The sequence below is a fragment of the Haemophilus sp. THUN1692 genome (assembly GCF_059704395.1).
Map to the genome: position 1 here is coordinate 1,031,437 of NZ_AP046579.1, position 18,442 is coordinate 1,049,878.

An 18,442-nucleotide genomic window follows, 5' to 3' on the forward strand; every position below is an offset into this window, starting at 1 on the left:
TACGCATATAGATATTATATATTTATCCATTAGTCCTATCAACCTTCCATACCTTTTTACACCTATCTTGTCAAATTCTCGTCAAACTAAAATCATTTAATCCTAGCTGATCAATAAAAATGCCTTGGTTGTCGGTCGATAGGTGAATTTTCTCGCTTGCACTACTTAAAGGCACAATATCGCAATCAAACCGACTGCCTGTAAAATCTAAGGGTTCGCCGTTTTCTTCGGTAAATACTAAGGTTTCCGCTTCGTCATCACCGCGAATCCAGTTAAAAATAATCTCAGCCATGTTGCACCGCCTTAAAGCGTTCATCATGTTGTTTGCCTGAAACCTCGCTTTCATAAGCTGTTTTGCAGTGACTGCTATCAAAGAAAACACCGTTGATGAAACGATATAATACTCGCCAGCGTTTTTTCGGCTGCTCGGCTAACATCGCACCGCGATAAGTTCGGCTAGAAAGGGTTTCATCTGCTGCGCCACCTGTGAGGGCGTTAAACAGTTGGTCTATGGCAATCACAACGTGGTAGCCATATTTTTTTAATTTACTTGGAACTGCCATTGTTCAATCTCCTGTTCAAGTGCGGTTAAATCATCGGGCGTTTTTAAAGCCAACAAACGGTCTTCAAATGCCTGGCGTTGGCCAATGATGATGCCAATGGCGACGGCAAATTGCGCGGATTTTTCAATCACTTTGCTAATAAGCACATCTAGCGGCACACCGCGCACGCGAGCAATTTGTGAAAGCATCGGTGTGGGTGTGTTGTGGTCGGCTTGCCATGCGAGAGCCTCTTTTTCCTGACGATAAAAACTTTCAATTTCTGTTTGTGGATAGCCCGCCAGTAAGCTATTTTTAAGTTGGTCAGCTTTGTCCGCTAATTTATTGAGTAAGCTTTCTTTTTGTTGTGCAAAAAGTGCGGTTTGTTTTTCAGCTGAAATTTCCCACGTAAGTGTGTCAAGATTTAACTCGTGTGCTGCACTGGGTTGTGGGTCAATTAATACGGGGTTGCCACTTTTGTCTGCGATGATTTGTTTGCCTTGAGATTGTCCGCTTAACAATTGCCGATGATACTCATCAGTAATATTAATAGCACCTTCAGGGATTAAATTTACACCTTGTGCTAAGAACCCATTTGTTTTTTTATCGTAGTAATACATAAGCTTTCTCCGTTAAAATCCTAATGCAAAATACATACTGTCATTGCGTTGGCTAATTACATAGAACCCACTATTTGTCATGTGTTGTCGATTTTCTACTGTTGTACTATACGACCACGCATTCGTAAATTCTGTAAGCCCCACAAAAAGTACCTTATTAGGAAAAGTGATTGGGAATGTAACAAGGCGTTGTTCGTCGGATACAAATCTATATCCTTTGTTAAATTTCCCCCATTGTAAAATCATTCCATTTGGCAATTTACACCATCCTGTTTCAGCTAGATTTTGAGTAAAACCTTGAGTAATGGATTGTGTAACTATCTCTCTTACTGACTGATTAAAATCCGTAATCTGGCTCACGGTATGGGTATGATTGAGCTCTGCTTTATTTTGCAGTCCTTGCGCTAATCGCCCAGCATCAAGCTCACCAGTATTAGTTACCTCGCCGTGAGATTTAATCCAAAAGACTACATCATCAAAACTATTAATGGCTTTGATGCATAATTTGAGGATTAATGATTTAGGGCGAGTTTCGGCACCACCTGTTGCCATTTGAGAGGTGTTTTTAGGTGAAACAAAACCATTATCGCCATCTCTATCATCATAACTATTGACACTCCACAAATCTGAAGAATGAGTAAATGTTGTATAGTCAAAATACGAATTATTTCTTCCTTGACTTGAGTCGTCGAACCAAGAATCGTAGTCTATCGGTACTCTATGTACATGTCGTTTTAACTCGTCTTCTTGTGTTTGTCCTACCGATAGCCCATCACCCACATTACGCAAAAATCTATCTGCTACTTTAGGCACACGAGCAATAGAGCCATATTTGCCGACTAAGTGACGATATAACTCGGGGTAACGTTGCTCGGTAACTTGTGTGGCAATCTCATCAAAGGCAATCCAACCAGCAGGAATATTATCCACGGCAAAATAAGCGGTCATCCCCACATCGCTACGGGTTAAGTCAGGGAGTTTGTTGCTACCCAACACCCGATACAAATCAGGAAAGGTTTGTTGGTTAAATGTCGTACCATTGGTTTTTAAAAAGCCAACTGGATTGGTTACCGCGCGCGGAAATGACACCACCGCACCAATAGGAATGCCATCGGTATTGAGTTTTTTCCAAGCCGACCAACTGTCTGTCTGATAACTTGTTTGATGTCGCTCATACATATCTGTACTATAAGCAATATAGGCAATTTGACGACACCAATGACCATCACCTCCTGCAATAACTTGGATGTGACAACTATTGCCAGCTACAGGTAGATTTTGTGAACGGCTTGCTTGTGTAATCGCATAAATACCATCGGTTTTAAGGGTGTTAATATCGCCAACAAAAGGTTCAACTTTAAAATTTCCAATGCCATAGCCCGCTAAGGTTGTGGCTGGGGATTGTTTAGCGCTAGCAGCTTCTTTTGCTTCCTCCGCTTTATCATAAGCAGTTTTAACGGCTGCTGAACTCGCAAACGTTATATTACTTTCATCATCAACAGCAGAGTTTGGGGTTGGCTTGTTTTTGAGTGAGTTATAATCAACAGGTAATTTATACTCTGTAGCCATGGGCACCCATTGAGTGCCATTATATTCTTCAAAAATTTTTGCTGATGGATTCCAGCGTTTTGCTTTTAGTGGGATATTAGTGTGCTCCCCATCCAAAAATGATAAAGCCGCACTAATGGCGGCTCTAATTTCGGTTGGGAATTGCGTATACTCGCTATCGACAGTTGGTTTGTTTAAATCTGCCATTTTTGCTCCTTTACACTCCTTTTACAACCCAGCCAACTTTACCGCTTACACGATTCCCATTTTTATCAAATAAAAATACGTAAAAGCCTTTAGGTTTTGGCTCATCCTTAAAGTCAGATGTTGCAAAAAGTGGTTGTTTAGATTGTGGTGTTAAAACTGGGACCGATGCATCGATAAACTCCGTTGCAAAGTTTACCCATGTGCCTTTTATATCTGACGCATTTGCCTGTACGGTTCCTCCGTCAGTTTTTTGTTTTTGATCGAGTTTTAGATTAAGTGACTCTATTACGACAGGTTTCTGTGCATTGCTCACTGTAATTCTAAACTTAACGTACCTAAAGTTGGTTTCATAAACGGATTGTTGGTCGTGTTCGCGCCAATTATCTTTAGCGTTTTCTTTTACTGCTATATGATAGTTAATATCATAACTGCCAGAGCTTATCACCTTAGGGGTAAGAGTAATTTTGGATGATGCTAATACCGTGCCGTAATCCATTTCCTCCTCATAATATCCGCTCTCGCCTGTTGGCTGGAGGTACAACGGGAAACCTCTATTAATTTGAGATTTTGGAGTAGCGAGATTATTGGATCTAAAATGCTCTGCCCATGTATCTCGTCTGACTGGTAGATATAACTTGCCATCGATTTTATCCGACCCATTTTTAATTCCATCATACGAGCTGTTGTAGTCGTATTTAAGGATATAATCTGGCGGTTGCGCAACATTGGATAGCGTATATTGCGGCTCACTTCTGTTACCTGCACTATCAACACCAATAATCCAGTATTTATATAACCCTCCTACAGTTTCAAACTGTGGAAACGCTAACCCATCAATATTTGTGATAAACTCTGAATTTTCTATTGTTTCCCCTTTCCGCAACTCATAATAGACAATCGGCAAGGTAGCCTTGGCACTTTGCCAACGCAACATGACGTAGTTATCGATAACTTGTTGAGATATAGAGACAGGTGTCGGTCGATGGACAATTAGCTGCGCTTGAGCGGATTCACTCCGATTTCCGCCTAAGTCAATTGCAGTAACGGTAAATTTTTTATTGCCGTTAAAATCAGCCTTAAATTTAAATGATGTACTTTTAACTAAAGCCAGCACGTCATCATCTTTTTTAACCTCGTAGAGCTCAGTCGAAAAAGAGTTGTTTTTTGTCTCACCCCAAGTCATCAAAACTTCATCGCCGACAATTTCTGCAACTAAGTTTTCTACTTGTCCACCTGAAATATTAAACGTTACTGCAGTGGGCGATTCAGAGCGAACATCGGATGAATCCACCGCGCTTAGCCAATACTTATGCTCACCAGCGTGAATAAAACCAAGATTAAATTCGTTTGCCTTGATTTTCCCAACTGGTTTAGAACTTTCATAGGTGTCGCCTTTTTTAATCTCGTAATACTCTAAATCTATATCGGGCGATAAATCCCAAATTAAAAAAGCTCCTTCTTGAGCAATAGCCTTATGTCTTAAATTAGAAACATTATGCGGAGGACGTAATCTCCCTATTGGCTCATAGTTTTGGATTGGATTATCGGACCATACACCTAATACATTGCTTGTTTTGATGCGGATTTGATATAACACACCATCTTTTACGTTGGGAATATCAACTGATGTTAAGGTTGTTGGATCCATCTGTTTCCAGTTACCATTTCCCTCTCGATATTCGATTTGGTATCGAGATGTGAGCGATGTAGCAGGCTCATAACTTACAACAATTTTGGTTTGGATACTCCCACCAAGTCCACGATAAATCTCATCAGTAATCACTACATTTTTAATGCCAGTATCTAGCGTATTGTTTGTTGTGTCATATTCAATGAGTTCATTTCCATTTTCGATATGCTCAAACTTAGAGGGGTTGTAATCAGATGCACTGATTGTGTAGGATCCATTTTCACCTTCAACAATTGAGATGACTCGGTAAAGCTCGGGTTTTATGTCTGCACTAGCAATAATCCATGTGCTATTTTCTGTGACCGATGTAAAGCCTGGATTTACCTCAATCTCAGTGAGTTTTCCACGTTGTGTAATTGCTCTTTGTTCTAACTCCCCTTTTTCATTCACAATGCTAATCGTTGATTCTTTTATGATTTCAACTTCTGCATCGAGGATGATTCGGTTTGTTGTTGAGCCGTCTTTAACTCTCCCACCGCGTCTCTCTCCTGAACGATGTACATCAGATACTTGTATCACCTCGCCAGGTACAGGAATAGCACCATCTTGCCCACAAGAAAACGTAATAACTTCGCTTTCGTATTGCTCAGTATAAAGTAGCCATTTCCCTAGTCGTCTCGCTTGCCCTCTCGATGTGCAGCCAAATGCCACAACTTCCGTTTGGGATATGTACCCCATCTTAACAATCGCTTCCGGGTCCTCGATGTACTCTACAGATTGCTTAAAGTACTTTTTCGGGTCGTTCCACGTCACTAATACAACATTGTGACGAGTTTTAATATTCGAGCCTGAGCGACTAAATTTACCGCCGATAACATTGGTATTATTAAACTGATAAATGGGCTCCTTGGGTGAGTCCTGGACAAGCATTTGAGTGCCACTACTCCAATAACTCATTGCTCTAAATACCGATGTTAAATCCCGTAGCAACTTAAAGGCTTCTTGTTTGGTTTGGATATAAACATTACAAGTAAATCGAGATTCACGGCCACCAAAACCATCAGGGACTAATTCATCACAGTATTTTGCTATTTGGTACATCGACCATTTATCTAGCATATCCTCTTTGATGTATTCCCCTGCCCCATATTCCTCGTTAGTGAGTAAATCAAAATAAATCCAAACAGGGTTATTTGAGTATTTGACAATAAATGTGCCGTCCCAATCACCGCTATATTCTCGAGTTTCTGGATTGTAGTTTGAGGGCACTTTTAGTTTGATGCCACGACAATGATATCCACGAGATGGGATTGAGCTAAATTGCTCAGCGTCTATTTGCACGCCGACATATGCCACACCAGGATAAGTTAATTTTTCCTCAAAAACCGTTGTGATTTTCGAAAAAATGGTTTTGTTTTGTAAAACCTGGCTATCTGAATCATCAGTTAACCGCGTCACTTTTATATTCCAGGGAGCTTCGCCTGTTAATCTAAAGCTATGTTCGCGATTATATGATGATGTGGTTTTACCCTCGATAACGATATTACCTGCATCTATCCACTGACTACCGTTAGCTTGATATTCGACTTTTAGCTCAACCTTTGTACCGTTAATATCTCCATTGTTTTTATTTTGATGGCTTAATCCAGGTACAGTAATGGTTACTCTAACAATATCTGCTTCTGGTGCAATAATAGAGCGGGTGATAGGTTTGTCTTTTTTTACTTCGGTATTAACATCTGTTGTCACTTCATTGGTTTGGCAAATTTCTGACGGTGCTTGTCTCACACTTCCAGGTCGCCACTCAATAGCAACATTATTAAAATTGAATTTGCCTTTTTCATCTTGCAACTGTACATCACCAAAGTAGACTGAGTTTAGTCCATTTACCGGTCCTTCAATTTCTCCACAAGAAATAACATCAATAAATTTTGCATAGGAACAAGATTTGAGCGAATCTGGCGCTTCAACTGGTGATCTGCCACCTCCACCACCTTTCCCACCGCCTTTTCTTCCGATTATCTGCATTTATCACTCCGAAACTCGTTTAAATTTAAGTTTTACTCTAGTCTCATTGTTTGATGTAGAGTTTGTTCTGATAGGAATTTCTTTATCGGTAAGACCTGCCGATACAACAGCAGATCCAACTATTAATTCCCCATATAATAATGGAATAGGTTGTCCCTGCTCTGTGGTATTGACCGCACCATTAAATAAATAAGAGGGTTTATTCTCTGGTCGCTCTTGTGGTCCATTTGTCTTTGGTATCGGTACTAATAATTGACTTATTCCACCAAGCACAAGCGAGGCCCCGATCAAAAGAGGAACGGTCGCAGCCTTGGCTAGAAAACCTGCGCCACCCAAAGTTCCCCACCCTAAAGGGTTCCAAAATGCAAGACCAATCATCGCAGCCCCCGCTATGAGCTGAAATAATCCCCCTCGTTTAGATCCCCTAATGACAGGAATAAGGTGAAATTCGGCTTGAGGTCCATACCGCATTTGAAATTCATCAGATGATGTTGTCAGCTCTTCTCGCTGCACCAAGAACCGATAAACTATTCCGTGTTTTTCAGATTCTAAGAGAAACTCTTTAAATCCTCTTTTTAAAACACATAAGGCTCGGATGGCTTCCGCTGGTGTTTTTACTGCCAGCTTATGGACTTTACCAAAGCGTTTGCCTAACTCACCTTTAAGGCGTATTTTCCTTATGTCGCATGATGTGCGTTGTTCGTTCGCGGTAGAATTGTCCATATACATCCTTACTTGATAGTCGTCCGTATAAGTGATGGCCAATTAAACCATCACCAAGATAAACACCAGCATGATTAGGTACATTTGCGTTAATTTGCATCACAATCATGTCGCCTATTTTTAAGTCTTTGACTGGATAAAATCCCGCGTCCTCAAAGTTATCAACATAGAGATTGCCACCATTATCCCACCAGCCATCTGTGCGATTGTAGTTTGGGAGATTAATACCCAGTTCTTGGCGATACCAATCACGCACAAATCCGTAGCAGTCGGTCATGCCATGGATAAACTTACGCCCATACAAATCAGGCACCTCTGTAAGTGCAGGCATAAAATGCGTAGATACCTCATCGCCCTCTAGTCCAATAATGCACCATTCCAATCCACTCATTTTATGTGCGTCTTGATCTGCAATGCTTGGTAAACAGCTCTCGTCTGGATGGGAATGAACAACGGTTCTAATTTCCCCCACTCCTTCCGCTCTGGCATAATCTTCTATGCCAATTAAAAATTCATCTTCTGTTTCTGCTGCTAAATTGGTACAGGCGACATACTGCAATTTGCTATTTTTAAGCACAAAAAAACCGCAACTTTCGTGCGGATAACTTTGTTTGGCGTGTGCTATTGCATCATCAATATGTTTCATTTTAAATCCTCATATATGCCGCACTAGGGAAACCACCAAAAGGCAATTCAGAGTGCTCACCAAAATGTGCTTTACAGTCAGCAAGTGTTTTAGCGCAAGTTGCTTTATCACCTGTATATCCGCAAAACTGCCCCTTATATTTATGAGTGCAATATTGAGCCACAATCTGCCGACGAGGTAATTTTACCCCTTCTAAATCAGTGGCAGGTAATAGCTCGAAACTAACGGTTAAATGGTCTTCCGATGTTTTTTGCGATATATAAAATATATCATCGGGTAAATGTGCGTTTGGGTCGGCAGTCAAATTTCCATTTTCAAAATTTACCGCATCAAGATAGATTATTTTCGTTCGTTTGCGAGTAAGTTGAGCGCCCTCAATGCCTTTTAATTTTGCCAAGACTAATGTAATCGCCCCTCCTAAGTTGGAAAATGTAATCCTTGGTCTAACAGGATTTAACCCATCAACTGCAAATCCCTCAGCTTTGACTGGATAAGGTGTATATTCCAGCCCTTGCCACACAATAGCTTGACCTAATGGACTTAATCCATCGTGGAAACGATAAACAATATCGCCAAATTTAGTGAGATCGAGTTCAAATAATTCTATCCAACCATGAGAGGCGTATTGTTGCAGTTGTCCGTAAATACTCATTTTTACCCCGATAAAAAACCGCACAGTCTGTTCAGAAAGTGCGGTTATAAGTTCACGAAAAGATCTAACTGTTTAATTTGTAAAAGCTCACGCTCAAGGGCTTGCTTTTCTGATTTGCATTGCTGCAATAATTTTCCCCGTTCACCAGCTCGTTGCGTATATTCGGCTTTCTTTTGTTGCCACAATGCCAACTTGTTTTTGACTTCATCACGGCGAGCAATACCCTCTGTCCAGTAATCCCATAAAGCTAAGAAACATTCTTCTTGGTAATTTTCCAAGCGTTCTTTTAAATCGGCACGCACTTTGTTTGGGTTAATGCTAAACAACCAGCCGTTTAATTTTTTAATTGGCATACAAAGCATTTCGTATTTTTTGCCGTCTTTACCAGTTGTGGTCATATGGTAACAACTGAATTTTTGACTGTGGTCAGTTAGTTTTTTGTATTGTGGTTTCCACGCCAAACCAATTCCCTCCACAATCTCACGCATTGCCACATAAGCCACGCCGTTGTTATCCACTAAAGTAACTTCTTTACCTAAAAATTCTGCAGTTAATGTTTGCATATCTTCTCCTGCTTTCTCCACAAAAAGGGGCCTGTAAGAAGCAGTGAGTGGAGAAAGGAAGCACCGCTTGTCACGTGTACATCGCTATCTTACAGGCAATAAAAAACCCGCCAATTCAAGCGGGTTGTAAAATTTCAATAAAAAAGCCGAACTGCATTGCTACAATTCGGCTATTGTTAGAAATAGTAATGCAAATTTAGGGTTAAGTCAATTTATAATCACTTTTGATAAGACTGTTCAACTTGGCAAATATACCCATCGCAATCTTGATTTAAGTCTAAATGATAGGTGGCCCATAACAACGCCACCACAAGTAAAATTCTGAACATAGTTTGTCCTTTTTTGTAAATTTTGGGTGTAGCAATCCGCCGCACGGATTTCTTTTGGAAAAGTGCGGTCGGATTTTTCGTTGTTTTATAGGATGTCTAGCTGAAATCCTGTTGCTTTAGGGTTATAGGCTCGAAGATATTTTAAGACACGCCAGTTATTGCCTTTCTCGTACTCAAATTGCTCTGTAATGCGTGTCAATACGTTATGAGCCTGACGGAGAGTGCTGCGATATTCGTAAGCAATGTCATGAACTGGTGCGGCATAGTGCGAGCCAATTTGTTTTAATGCGGGGTGAAGCACTTGGCAAAGTTCCATGCCACGCAATAAAGCGAACCACGCCCACACAAGCTGTTGTAGGTCATGCTCTGTAAATTCACGGATGAATAGCTCATCTTTTTTCTGTTCAGTGATAAGCTCACCCTCAAGCACAATTCTATGCACATATTCCACCGCTTGCGGTAACTGCTCTAATGTTAAATCTTCGATTGATTCCACATTAAAGCGTTGGTGGATTAAATGGTAAGCGTCAGAATAAATTAATCCCTTTTTGCTCACGAGCATATTCACAGCATTGCGTAAGCCTGTGCGATCATCTACCGTGGTTTTACGCTCTGCTTTACCATTAAACCAATAATCATGTAACGCTTGATAACACTCTTTTTTGTATTTGATTAATGTGTCACGGATTTCTGGTTTACAACGATTAATATCAATACCAAATAACCAACCGTTTAAATATTCGATTGGTAAGCAGATCATTTGATAATTCTTACTATCGCTTCCAGTCATATTCATGATGAATATAACTGAATTTAGCACATCGTCACGTCTAATTCGATTGTATTGCGATTCCCATTGAATGCCGATATTTTCACAAATTGGCTTCATAGCAACATAGTGATTGCCATTTTGTTCAACTGTAATTAATGATTGATTGTTGAATGAAATTGTTTGGGTTGAGATTTGATTAGCCATTTCTGACTCCTTTTGGATATTTACGATGTTTACCCATAATAGGGCGCCGAGTGGTTCGTAAACCGCCAAAAGTCGGCCGGGATTATTCCCCTTTCGGGTGTTGTATTCTCCGCCCACTCGGCATAGATAAGATGTGGTTATGCGCAATGAATGTTTAATGGCAATAAACAAACAAGGTTGATAAATTTCACGCATAAAAAAACCGCTATGCTGTCGGGTGCGGACTTCCGCTTTTGGTAAAGGTTACGAGCCTTGAAAAACATACTAATAAAAAAGCCCCTTTGTAGTCAAGGGGCTTTATAGTTAAAGAGAAATAAATTTTGCTATTATTTTTTACAAAAATCCCTATTGTACTGATCTATATTATTAATAATGTGAATTACTTTTCCGTTTTTAATCAAAATGCCGTCAGTTTTATACCCAACATATGCGCCATATGAATTTTTACCATTTACAGTAACACATGACATATAACCAAATTTATGATCGCCAAAATCATTTACCCATGACTTTTCTGGCGTACTGATTTCTTTATATTTCAGGCTGTCTGGATCTTTTGCAACTGTTTCATAATACTCTTTTACTATGCGTTCATAATTGGTCGGGTATTGACCGTAGTCAGCATTTTTAATTTGTTCTTGTGTAAGTTGAGCACAACCGGCAAGAATTGCGCCTAGCCCTGCAATTAATAATAATTTTTTCATTAATATTCTCCACATAACGGTTATGGGGAATATTATATTTTGAAAAAATTAAAAAAACATTGAACAAGATCACAAAATGGAAAATTCGCCTAAAATTAGGCGAACATTCCACCTGGTCTCATATTTTGTTGCATTATTGTTCCTGCCTCTTTTCGAGCAATGGCTTGCACTAATTCCACAGTAATTTCTAAGCCGCCACTGGTCTCTTTGGTTTCCACGTTAGCGTTTGTTGGCTCACCGTTGTTGATGATATTTACCTTCACGCCCCGATTATTCGCATTCATTGGTGTGCTTGGTGCGTATCCACCCACTGAACCGCCGTTTGCGTAGCCCTGTGGTTTAGCCTTGCGTTGATAGTTGAGCTGATCCAGGTAATTCACACCCAAACGGCTTACTGCTTCTTTGGTAAAGACATATTCGCCTTTGTGAACAATACCAGCTGGCGTATATTTCCCTCCTTGGCCAGTAAATCCCCCTTCATCAAATCCAACAAGTCCACCAGTATATTTTAATTCAGGGACTAAACCGCCTCCAGAGAACCCCATAAATTTGCCAATAGATGTTCCTCCAAATGCTGCCTTGAGTGATGCAAAAATCATCATCTTTACAATCATTGATGTGATATCTTTAATCACTGATTGCGCAAAGCCTCGGAAATTTCCTTTGCCTGTTAATATGAAATCAGTTACGGCATCCGACATTCCATTAAACGCATTTAACGTGATTTGAGATACGTTGCCCATTACATCTTCCGCTGTGTTTTGGAATTTTTGGAAACCATCTCTAAATCCAGCCGCTGGATCGCTTTTTAGTTCTGCGGTTTGTTTAGCTTGTTCTTCTTTTAAGCGTTTAATTTCATCAATTGTCTGCTCAAGTAAGGCAATATTTTCTTGCGTCATGCCTTTGCGCAATCTTGCCGTTTCAAGCTCTAGTTGATGATTAAAACGTAACTGATCTACCGCTTCACTTGTTTGACCAATAAGCGTCAATTCAAATTGTCGAGCCTCAATCTGCTCTTTGTAATTGTCACCTAAATCGCGGATTGCAACTTGTTGCTGCCCACTGTCAATTTCACTGGCAAGGCGTTTTAGATTAGCAAGCCCTTCTGCACCAAAGTGCGCATATTTTTCACCATTGGCAGCAATATCGTTTGTGAGTTTTTTTAACTCTTGATATTGGCTAATTCCACCATCTTGTAGATTGGCTTTTATGTCCGCTAGGCGTTGTTGGAGTTGGGTCACTTGATCAGTGTACTGTTTGACATAATCAACTTTATTCCCTCTCCCCTTTGCCCCGCTAGATCTATTCTCTCTAGCTAACGCATTGGCTTGATATTCTTTTTCGATTGCATCAAGTTCAGGCTTACTATATTTGCCTTGCTCAGAAAGCCGTTTAATATATTTTTCTGTTTCTCCCGCTGCTCTTTCTTGTGGCGTTTTTGCATTAGCAATTTTTCGATCAAGGCGAAGATCGTCAATAACCTTTTGAGCATCTGCGCCAATACCTGCAGTTTCTTCTTTTACGCCAATTACACCGCTAAGTAGCAATCTTGCCTTTTGCGCCGCCTGAGCTAATGCATCAGCCATCCCTAAGATTTTACCATTGGCGTCTGGTAACAAATCTTTAAAGTCTTCTGTTGAAAGTTTTAACTCAACAAATTTGTCTTTATTAAATTGCAATTCAGGGTAGAGCTTTTCTACGCTCTCTTTCAAACGTTGAACTGACTCCTCTGCACCAATAGATTTTAAATCTCGCTCTGACTTCGCTAACTGCTGATTAGCTGAATCTATTTCGCCTTTCTTGATTTTTAAATCTTCAAGAAGTTGATTATAGCGTTTCAGTGCATATTGATTTTGCCAAAGGTTCCCCTCATCCATACTTTTAGTTTGAATCGATAATGCGCGCTCCATTCTTGATTTTTCTTCAATCAAAGACTGTATGTAATTCTTCTGCTCTGCCATAGAACGCTTCAATTTTGCGCTCATTGCTTCTAGCTGATTTGCGGTCAATTTTTGTAACGCATCACTTGTCACATCAAGACTTTTCGCATAATCAAGATTTTCCTGTTTGGCTTGCTCTGCATTTTGTTTCCAGGTATAAAATGCCCCCGCTCCCAAAGTAAGCGCAGTAGTGACCAGTCCAATAGGTCCACCTAATAGACTTAAAACACCACTTGATGCTCGCCCAGCCAAAGATAGTTTTTGTTTAGCAAGCGCCGCCCTTTCTGTTGCCTCTCTCTCTGCGTTCATTAATACTGTAAGTTGAGAGGCTTGGGCAGCCATTTGACCACGTAGCGCCATTCTTGTTTGTTCTGATTGAGCTAAACTTAATTGGGCGCGTAAAGACTGCATTTGTATTTGTGCTAGTCTTAATTCAGCCGTAGCTTGAACAGATGTAGCCTGTGCAACCTCTAAAGCCACAAGAGCCTCTTGCCGTTTAGTTAATACAGACTTAATCCCTGCTACAGAGGCTTTACCTAATTGTCCTAACAGAACCGAACCAATCACCACCGAAAGATAGTCAATATTTTTGGCTAAAAATGAGACAGATGCAGCCATCCCATCAAAGATACCACTGCGATTACCGACATCATCAACAAATTTAAGTGTTTGGTTTTTCAATTGAGTCATTGCCTGACCAAAAGTCAAAGGCATTTTTTCAAAATCTGCTGAAATTTTCTCAGTTGCGCCTGTAATAGCTTCAAATAACAATTGAGAGGTGATTTTACCTTCAGAAGCAAGTTGTTTCACTTCTGAACGGGTTTTCCCCATATATTGCGCAACAACATCTAAAATAATGGGTGCGCTTTCAGCAATAGTACGGAACTCGTCACCTTGTAACCGACCTGAACCTAATGCTTGTGAAAGCTGGAAAAGTGCACTCGCCTGCTCTTGTGCGCCCACTCCACCTACTGCCATCGCTTTATTTAACGTTTCAGTAAAAGTTAGAATCCGCTCTTGGCTATAACCATAATCTTTCAATGCTCGAGCAGAACGAGCGTAAATTGTGGTTGTCGCCTCTAAATCAGCACGAGTACGTTGTGAAATAGAGAAAAGCTGGCTTTGAACAGCTTTATATTCTTCAAATGAATTCGTGACAAATTTCACCTGGGCAGCAAGGGTTTTCATTTTGTCGGACATTTGAATAAATTGCCCAAGGCCTTGAATTCCCAATCCAGCTGTCATTAAGACTTTTAATTTACCCATTACACCTAAAAGAGATTGCACTGAGCGCTCAGTAGATTTTGCGTTATCCGTCACCGAACGAATATCACGATTAACTTTATCAACCCCTATAGAACGTAACTCTATGCCTAATTGTGCGAAATTTGCCATAATTTACCTCTATGCAACAACTTCCTTAAAGGTTGCTGTTAGCGTGCTATATCCTGTTTTTTTGGTTTCATCCCATTCACCACAGGTAAACAATCCTTTTTTATCTCCGTAAGGTTGCCATGAAAAGGCTGTCACCCCACAACATTCATCAAGGAACATGTCTATTGCCTTGATCTTTTCTTCTGAACCACTAAAGACTACATCGTAGGTTCTTAGGTTATTATTAATGCCATCTGATTGTCGCTGTTCATAACCGTCACCAAATCGAATTGTATTTACATTCGGCTTTTTTTTCCGCTTCATATTCCAATCGGCTTGCCAAGTAAATTCTTTCATATTCATTCCTTAGTTAAGGATTCAAGCCTAACCTTGAGCTATTCAGCTTGAATATTCAACCACAATATATCAAGTCGTTTAATCACCTCAACCTCCCATCTTGCCAATGAAGTATTAGCCAATTGAGACCATGCCAATATTTCACTAAAAGTAATAGGATTAGCGGACATTCCGCACTGACGGGAGGAGGATACGGCATAAAAATACTCAAGCAAATAACCCACCGCGATATTGGGCGGAGGGTTATTTAGCTCTTCGGGCGTTATACCTAATTGCTGCTCAATAACTTGAAGATGCTCGCGTTGTGTCGCTTTGGAATTGTCTGGTCGTTTATCAAGACGAAATTCTGCCTGAGCAAACTCGTAGAGATGTTCGATCAGGCCTTCAAGAAATTTCCCAAGTCTTCTGACTGTTCAATAATTTGTTCAGCTAACCAAGGACACTGGGTAAGCAGCATTTTCACATTGGCGGGGGTAAACTCAAGAGTGGTTCCTTCCCATTCTAAATTCTCCCAGCTAGCTACGCGCACAATGGCGTTTTCAAGAGCTTCCGATTTCAATTCAGAGAGTTCTTTAAATTGTGGTTTGCGGGTGCGCTGGTTTTCAAATTCTTGCTTTTGTAATTTGCGTAAGACGTTAGATTGGAAACGCTGTACAACATCACTTTGCGAGGCATAAACATCAATCATTGCTCCAGTTCCTTCCCCAGTAATCGGGTGAGTGACTTCAAAGCGATAAGTATTTTCAGAGGCTTTAACAGTATTTAATTTAGAAAAGTCCATTGTGTTTTCCTTATGAATTGGATTGAAATAAAAAAACCGAAAGTGATGAACTTTCGGGGTTTGTTTTCTATAAAGTATGACTAAATTTCACCGCACTTTAGGCTAATGAATCTTGAACGATGAGTGTTGTTGGTTTCTTTAATACATCATCAATTGTACTTTCCGCATCATAAATCGCGGGGAAAGCATCAAAGTTTAGGGTTTGAATAAGGTTTTTCGCACCGTCATCAATTTCAATAGAAGTCGCTTTCACGCCTGGTAAGATGAATGTTAAATAATCTCCGTTGTCGACTGATTCGGCATCCATTCTTAAAGCAAGAGAAAGATTCGCGCCGCTACGCACAGCGTCAATCATGGTTTTATCTTGGAAATACATCGTAAACGATCCGCTAATTGCCACTGTGCCAATAAACACGTCAGGTGCGTATTTCGCGCCCAGTACCGCCTCACTAGATGCATTCAAATCGATGTCCATCTTCAAACCAGTAACCAACGCCGCTTTGGTTTTATTGACCATCAGCTGCCCATTTACGCCTGCAACCTTAGCTGATTGAGTCACTTCCTGCGCACCAGTAAAATATGCGGTTTGACTCTCCTCGCCTTTTTGTCCTAAAAAGGTAACCGCAATCGATGCTATCCCATTCGGTTGAATATCTAGGCTAATTTTAGATACTCGACAACCTGTATAAATGCGACTTAATCCAATATCTGCGAAGGTGTCTTCAAGCGTAAAGGAATCAGTTGTATGGCCAGTTTCAGGAATTACGAGTAATTTACCTTGTTTTTCACCTGCCCCAGTGCTAGTTTTCTTTAATACAGGCGATTTCGCTTCTGTCCATGTTCCTCGCAATGCGGCTGCAAAAAAATCAGACCATTGACCTGCAGACAATTCACCTTTCAAATCGCCCTCCACTTTTTCAAATCCAACAATGGATGGAGAGCGTTGCATATTTTCTCGAATTTCCTCACTTGAGAATGAATCAAATGTTGAGTTCAGTGAGCTTTCTGTGCGAGGCATAACTTTACCAATACCTTTTGCAGCACGTACTCCAAATGTTGTTTCTTTTGCAAACGTAACCTTACGTTTTACACCTTGTGCATTTGCCATATAACCTCCTAGAGTTCATAAGCGGTAAAATTGATTGTAACTGGCAACGCCAGTTTATTATCGTTTAAAAAAATACCGCCAATAAGTGGCGGTTTATGTATGATGATTTGAACGTTATCCTTAATAAAGGACTGACCGTAAAAATGCCGTCGAATAGCTGTCGCACGCTCCTCAATGGCTTTTGTGCCTAATCCTGCCTCATAAAATAACGTTAATTGCAAAAAACCCAATTCTTCAGCATGTGGCCGATCAGAGATTGCAACTGTATCGCTAGATGAAATAGTTAAGTGGAGCGTTTGATATGGTAGTTTGGGCGTATTTAAAACGCCTTCCCATGCGGTATTAAATTGTCCTAATTGGTTTAAGTGTGTTTGTAATACAGACCGAATAATTTGTTTCATCTAAAATCACCACTTACTTTTCTTTAATAACGCTTCCATTTCTTGCACAGTAATCCTCACCATGCCTTTTGGAGCCTGAATCGAAAAGCCATTGTTTGTTTTACGCCCTCCTGGTTTAGGGTATAAACCATATTCCAGTGTCAAGGCATAAGGCTTATCCGTCGCAATGTAAAGCGTATTACCAAATTTTGCATTGTTAATCACTTCATTAGAACCATTAAATACAGATGGCGCTTCTCCCACCGAGACTGTCCAACTCCGACGTAACTGCCCGCTATCGACAGGCGTTTTAGATTGCACTTTTTTAAATGTATCCAATGCGATTTTCCGTACCAACATATCTGCACGTTGCATCGTTCGTTCTCTAAAAGCATCAATTTCAGCTACAAATTTACCCATTTACTAACCTTGCCTGAAGCTTGTAATAAATCGTCATACCAGATGGTTTTAATGGCTGACAATTCACAATTTGCCAACGCTCTCCATTAACAAGGAGTACACTTAAAAGCAGCTCCTCTCTCGAAAGAGGAGATGATAGGCTTAACGTAATAGACACATCTCCTTGTTGAACTAAGCTTGCCTCACCTTTTAAAACACCAGAACTTTGGAATTGAGGAAAGTCATAGGCCAATTGGTTAAATATACAAACACCCAATAAGCGACGCTTGCGTCGAGTTGCCTCACCTGTTTCAACGTTGTAATCACTGGTAATGTTTTGTTCAATACTACATGGCACCCCAAATTCGGTTAACAAGGTCTTTGCAGTATCAGCCAACTCATCATAAAATCCCATTCTTACCCCCGTTCAAGCAATACTCTACGCATAGCGCCTTTCTCTCGAACAAACTCTCTCAATAACTGAGCCACATAACTAAATCGCTGATTCTCTACACCGTTTGCAGCTGAAGGATAAGAATACGTTACAGAAAGTTCACCAACTTTCACTGCACTTTTAAGTGCGGCTGGATTTTGAGTTAAATTTTCTTCCAAAGCTAATTCGCAGACTGCATTTTTTACTTTTACTGGCACGTCTGTATCCCCATTACGTGGGAAGGCTCGTAATTGATGTTTATCAGATGGCTTTCCTAAATAGATATAGCCACTATCAATATAATCCGATGCATTGACTAGTCGGCGAGCCTTTTCTGTTGCACTTAGTGCCCCCCATATTTCTGCACTCATTCTGAGATTATGATATGCATCAGCTTCTTCTACAGAAACATAAGCGCTCATTTTTTCTCCTTATTTAGAAGAATCTTCAATTTTGTTTTGGTACAATTTCGCACAGTTATTTTCTTTTGCAATTAATATGCAAG

At 40.3% G+C, this 18,442-nt stretch carries 20 protein-coding genes; all 20 read right to left on the minus strand.

The features are described from left to right. Window positions 1-70 precede the first annotated feature (70 nt). Window positions 71-292: a hypothetical protein gene (locus AC6H0A_RS04985; protein ID WP_253181202.1), complete on the minus strand. Its 222-nt coding sequence runs from the start codon at window positions 290-292 to the stop codon at window positions 71-73. After that, window positions 285-563: a DNA helicase UvrD gene (locus tag AC6H0A_RS04990; protein WP_179230850.1), complete on the minus strand. Its 279-nt coding sequence runs from the start codon at window positions 561-563 to the stop codon at window positions 285-287. The genes AC6H0A_RS04985 and AC6H0A_RS04990 overlap by 8 nt, the downstream gene beginning before the upstream one ends. Beyond that, the gene (locus tag AC6H0A_RS04995; RefSeq protein ID WP_179230849.1) at window positions 542-1,159 is read right to left on the minus strand and encodes an HI_1402-related protein; all 618 of its coding nucleotides are present in this window, start codon (window positions 1,157-1,159) and stop codon (window positions 542-544) included. The genes AC6H0A_RS04990 and AC6H0A_RS04995 overlap by 22 nt, the downstream gene beginning before the upstream one ends. A gap of 12 nt (window positions 1,160-1,171) precedes the next feature. After that, the gene (locus tag AC6H0A_RS05000) at window positions 1,172-2,914 is read right to left on the minus strand and encodes a pyocin knob domain-containing protein (RefSeq protein ID WP_497512521.1); all 1,743 of its coding nucleotides are present in this window, start codon (window positions 2,912-2,914) and stop codon (window positions 1,172-1,174) included. Window positions 2,915-2,924: 10 nt separating this feature from the next. After that, window positions 2,925-6,572: a TipJ family phage tail tip protein gene (locus AC6H0A_RS05005; RefSeq protein ID WP_179230987.1), complete on the minus strand. Its 3,648-nt coding sequence runs from the start codon at window positions 6,570-6,572 to the stop codon at window positions 2,925-2,927. A 3-nt stretch (window positions 6,573-6,575) separates the two neighbouring features. Beyond that, entirely contained in the window at window positions 6,576-7,295 is a 720-nt protein-coding gene (locus tag AC6H0A_RS05010) for a tail assembly protein (protein WP_005640703.1), read from the minus strand. After that, window positions 7,234-7,941: a C40 family peptidase gene (locus AC6H0A_RS05015; protein WP_497512524.1), complete on the minus strand. Its 708-nt coding sequence runs from the start codon at window positions 7,939-7,941 to the stop codon at window positions 7,234-7,236. Before AC6H0A_RS05015 ends, AC6H0A_RS05010 begins: the two co-directional genes overlap by 62 nt. 1 nt (window position 7,942) lies before the next feature. Then, window positions 7,943-8,593 carry a phage minor tail protein L gene (locus AC6H0A_RS05020; RefSeq protein ID WP_044232408.1) on the minus strand — a complete coding sequence of 217 codons (651 nt, stop codon included), beginning with the start codon at window positions 8,591-8,593 and terminating at the stop codon, window positions 7,943-7,945. Between the two features lie 44 nt (window positions 8,594-8,637). Beyond that, on the minus strand, window positions 8,638-9,156 hold the full coding sequence (locus tag AC6H0A_RS05025) for a phage antirepressor N-terminal domain-containing protein (RefSeq protein ID WP_005640697.1): 519 nt from the start codon (window positions 9,154-9,156) through the stop codon (window positions 8,638-8,640). 414 nt (window positions 9,157-9,570) lie between these two features. Continuing rightward, window positions 9,571-10,461 carry a phage antirepressor N-terminal domain-containing protein gene (locus AC6H0A_RS05030; protein ID WP_179230988.1) on the minus strand — a complete coding sequence of 297 codons (891 nt, stop codon included), beginning with the start codon at window positions 10,459-10,461 and terminating at the stop codon, window positions 9,571-9,573. 326 nt (window positions 10,462-10,787) lie between these two features. Beyond that, window positions 10,788-11,165, minus strand: coding sequence for a hypothetical protein (locus AC6H0A_RS05035; RefSeq protein ID WP_179230989.1), 378 nt, complete (start codon window positions 11,163-11,165; stop codon window positions 10,788-10,790). Between the two features lie 95 nt (window positions 11,166-11,260). Then, the gene (locus AC6H0A_RS05040) at window positions 11,261-14,500 is read right to left on the minus strand and encodes a phage tail tape measure protein (RefSeq protein ID WP_179230990.1); all 3,240 of its coding nucleotides are present in this window, start codon (window positions 14,498-14,500) and stop codon (window positions 11,261-11,263) included. A 9-nt stretch (window positions 14,501-14,509) separates the two neighbouring features. Next, entirely contained in the window at window positions 14,510-14,836 is a 327-nt protein-coding gene (locus AC6H0A_RS05045; protein ID WP_044233317.1) for a phage tail protein, read from the minus strand. A 38-nt stretch (window positions 14,837-14,874) separates the two neighbouring features. Then, a complete protein-coding gene (locus AC6H0A_RS05050; protein ID WP_442564490.1) occupies window positions 14,875-15,216 on the minus strand; it encodes a phage tail assembly chaperone in 342 nt (113 codons plus the stop codon). Then, window positions 15,213-15,617, minus strand: coding sequence for a phage-derived protein YdaY family protein (locus tag AC6H0A_RS05055; protein ID WP_005643793.1), 405 nt, complete (start codon window positions 15,615-15,617; stop codon window positions 15,213-15,215). Before AC6H0A_RS05055 ends, AC6H0A_RS05050 begins: the two co-directional genes overlap by 4 nt. Window positions 15,618-15,714: 97 nt before the next feature. Continuing rightward, the gene (locus tag AC6H0A_RS05060) at window positions 15,715-16,725 is read right to left on the minus strand and encodes a phage tail tube protein (protein WP_005643795.1); all 1,011 of its coding nucleotides are present in this window, start codon (window positions 16,723-16,725) and stop codon (window positions 15,715-15,717) included. A gap of 8 nt (window positions 16,726-16,733) precedes the next feature. Next, window positions 16,734-17,126, minus strand: coding sequence for a phage tail terminator-like protein (locus tag AC6H0A_RS05065; protein WP_179230991.1), 393 nt, complete (start codon window positions 17,124-17,126; stop codon window positions 16,734-16,736). 6 nt (window positions 17,127-17,132) lie between these two features. Then, window positions 17,133-17,525: an HK97 gp10 family phage protein gene (locus AC6H0A_RS05070; RefSeq protein WP_005643799.1), complete on the minus strand. Its 393-nt coding sequence runs from the start codon at window positions 17,523-17,525 to the stop codon at window positions 17,133-17,135. Beyond that, entirely contained in the window at window positions 17,518-17,919 is a 402-nt protein-coding gene (locus tag AC6H0A_RS05075) for a hypothetical protein (protein WP_005643801.1), read from the minus strand. The genes AC6H0A_RS05070 and AC6H0A_RS05075 overlap by 8 nt, the downstream gene beginning before the upstream one ends. A 2-nt stretch (window positions 17,920-17,921) precedes the next feature. Continuing rightward, window positions 17,922-18,359 carry a DnaT-like ssDNA-binding protein gene (locus tag AC6H0A_RS05080; protein ID WP_005643802.1) on the minus strand — a complete coding sequence of 146 codons (438 nt, stop codon included), beginning with the start codon at window positions 18,357-18,359 and terminating at the stop codon, window positions 17,922-17,924. Window positions 18,360-18,442: the final 83 nt, after the last annotated feature.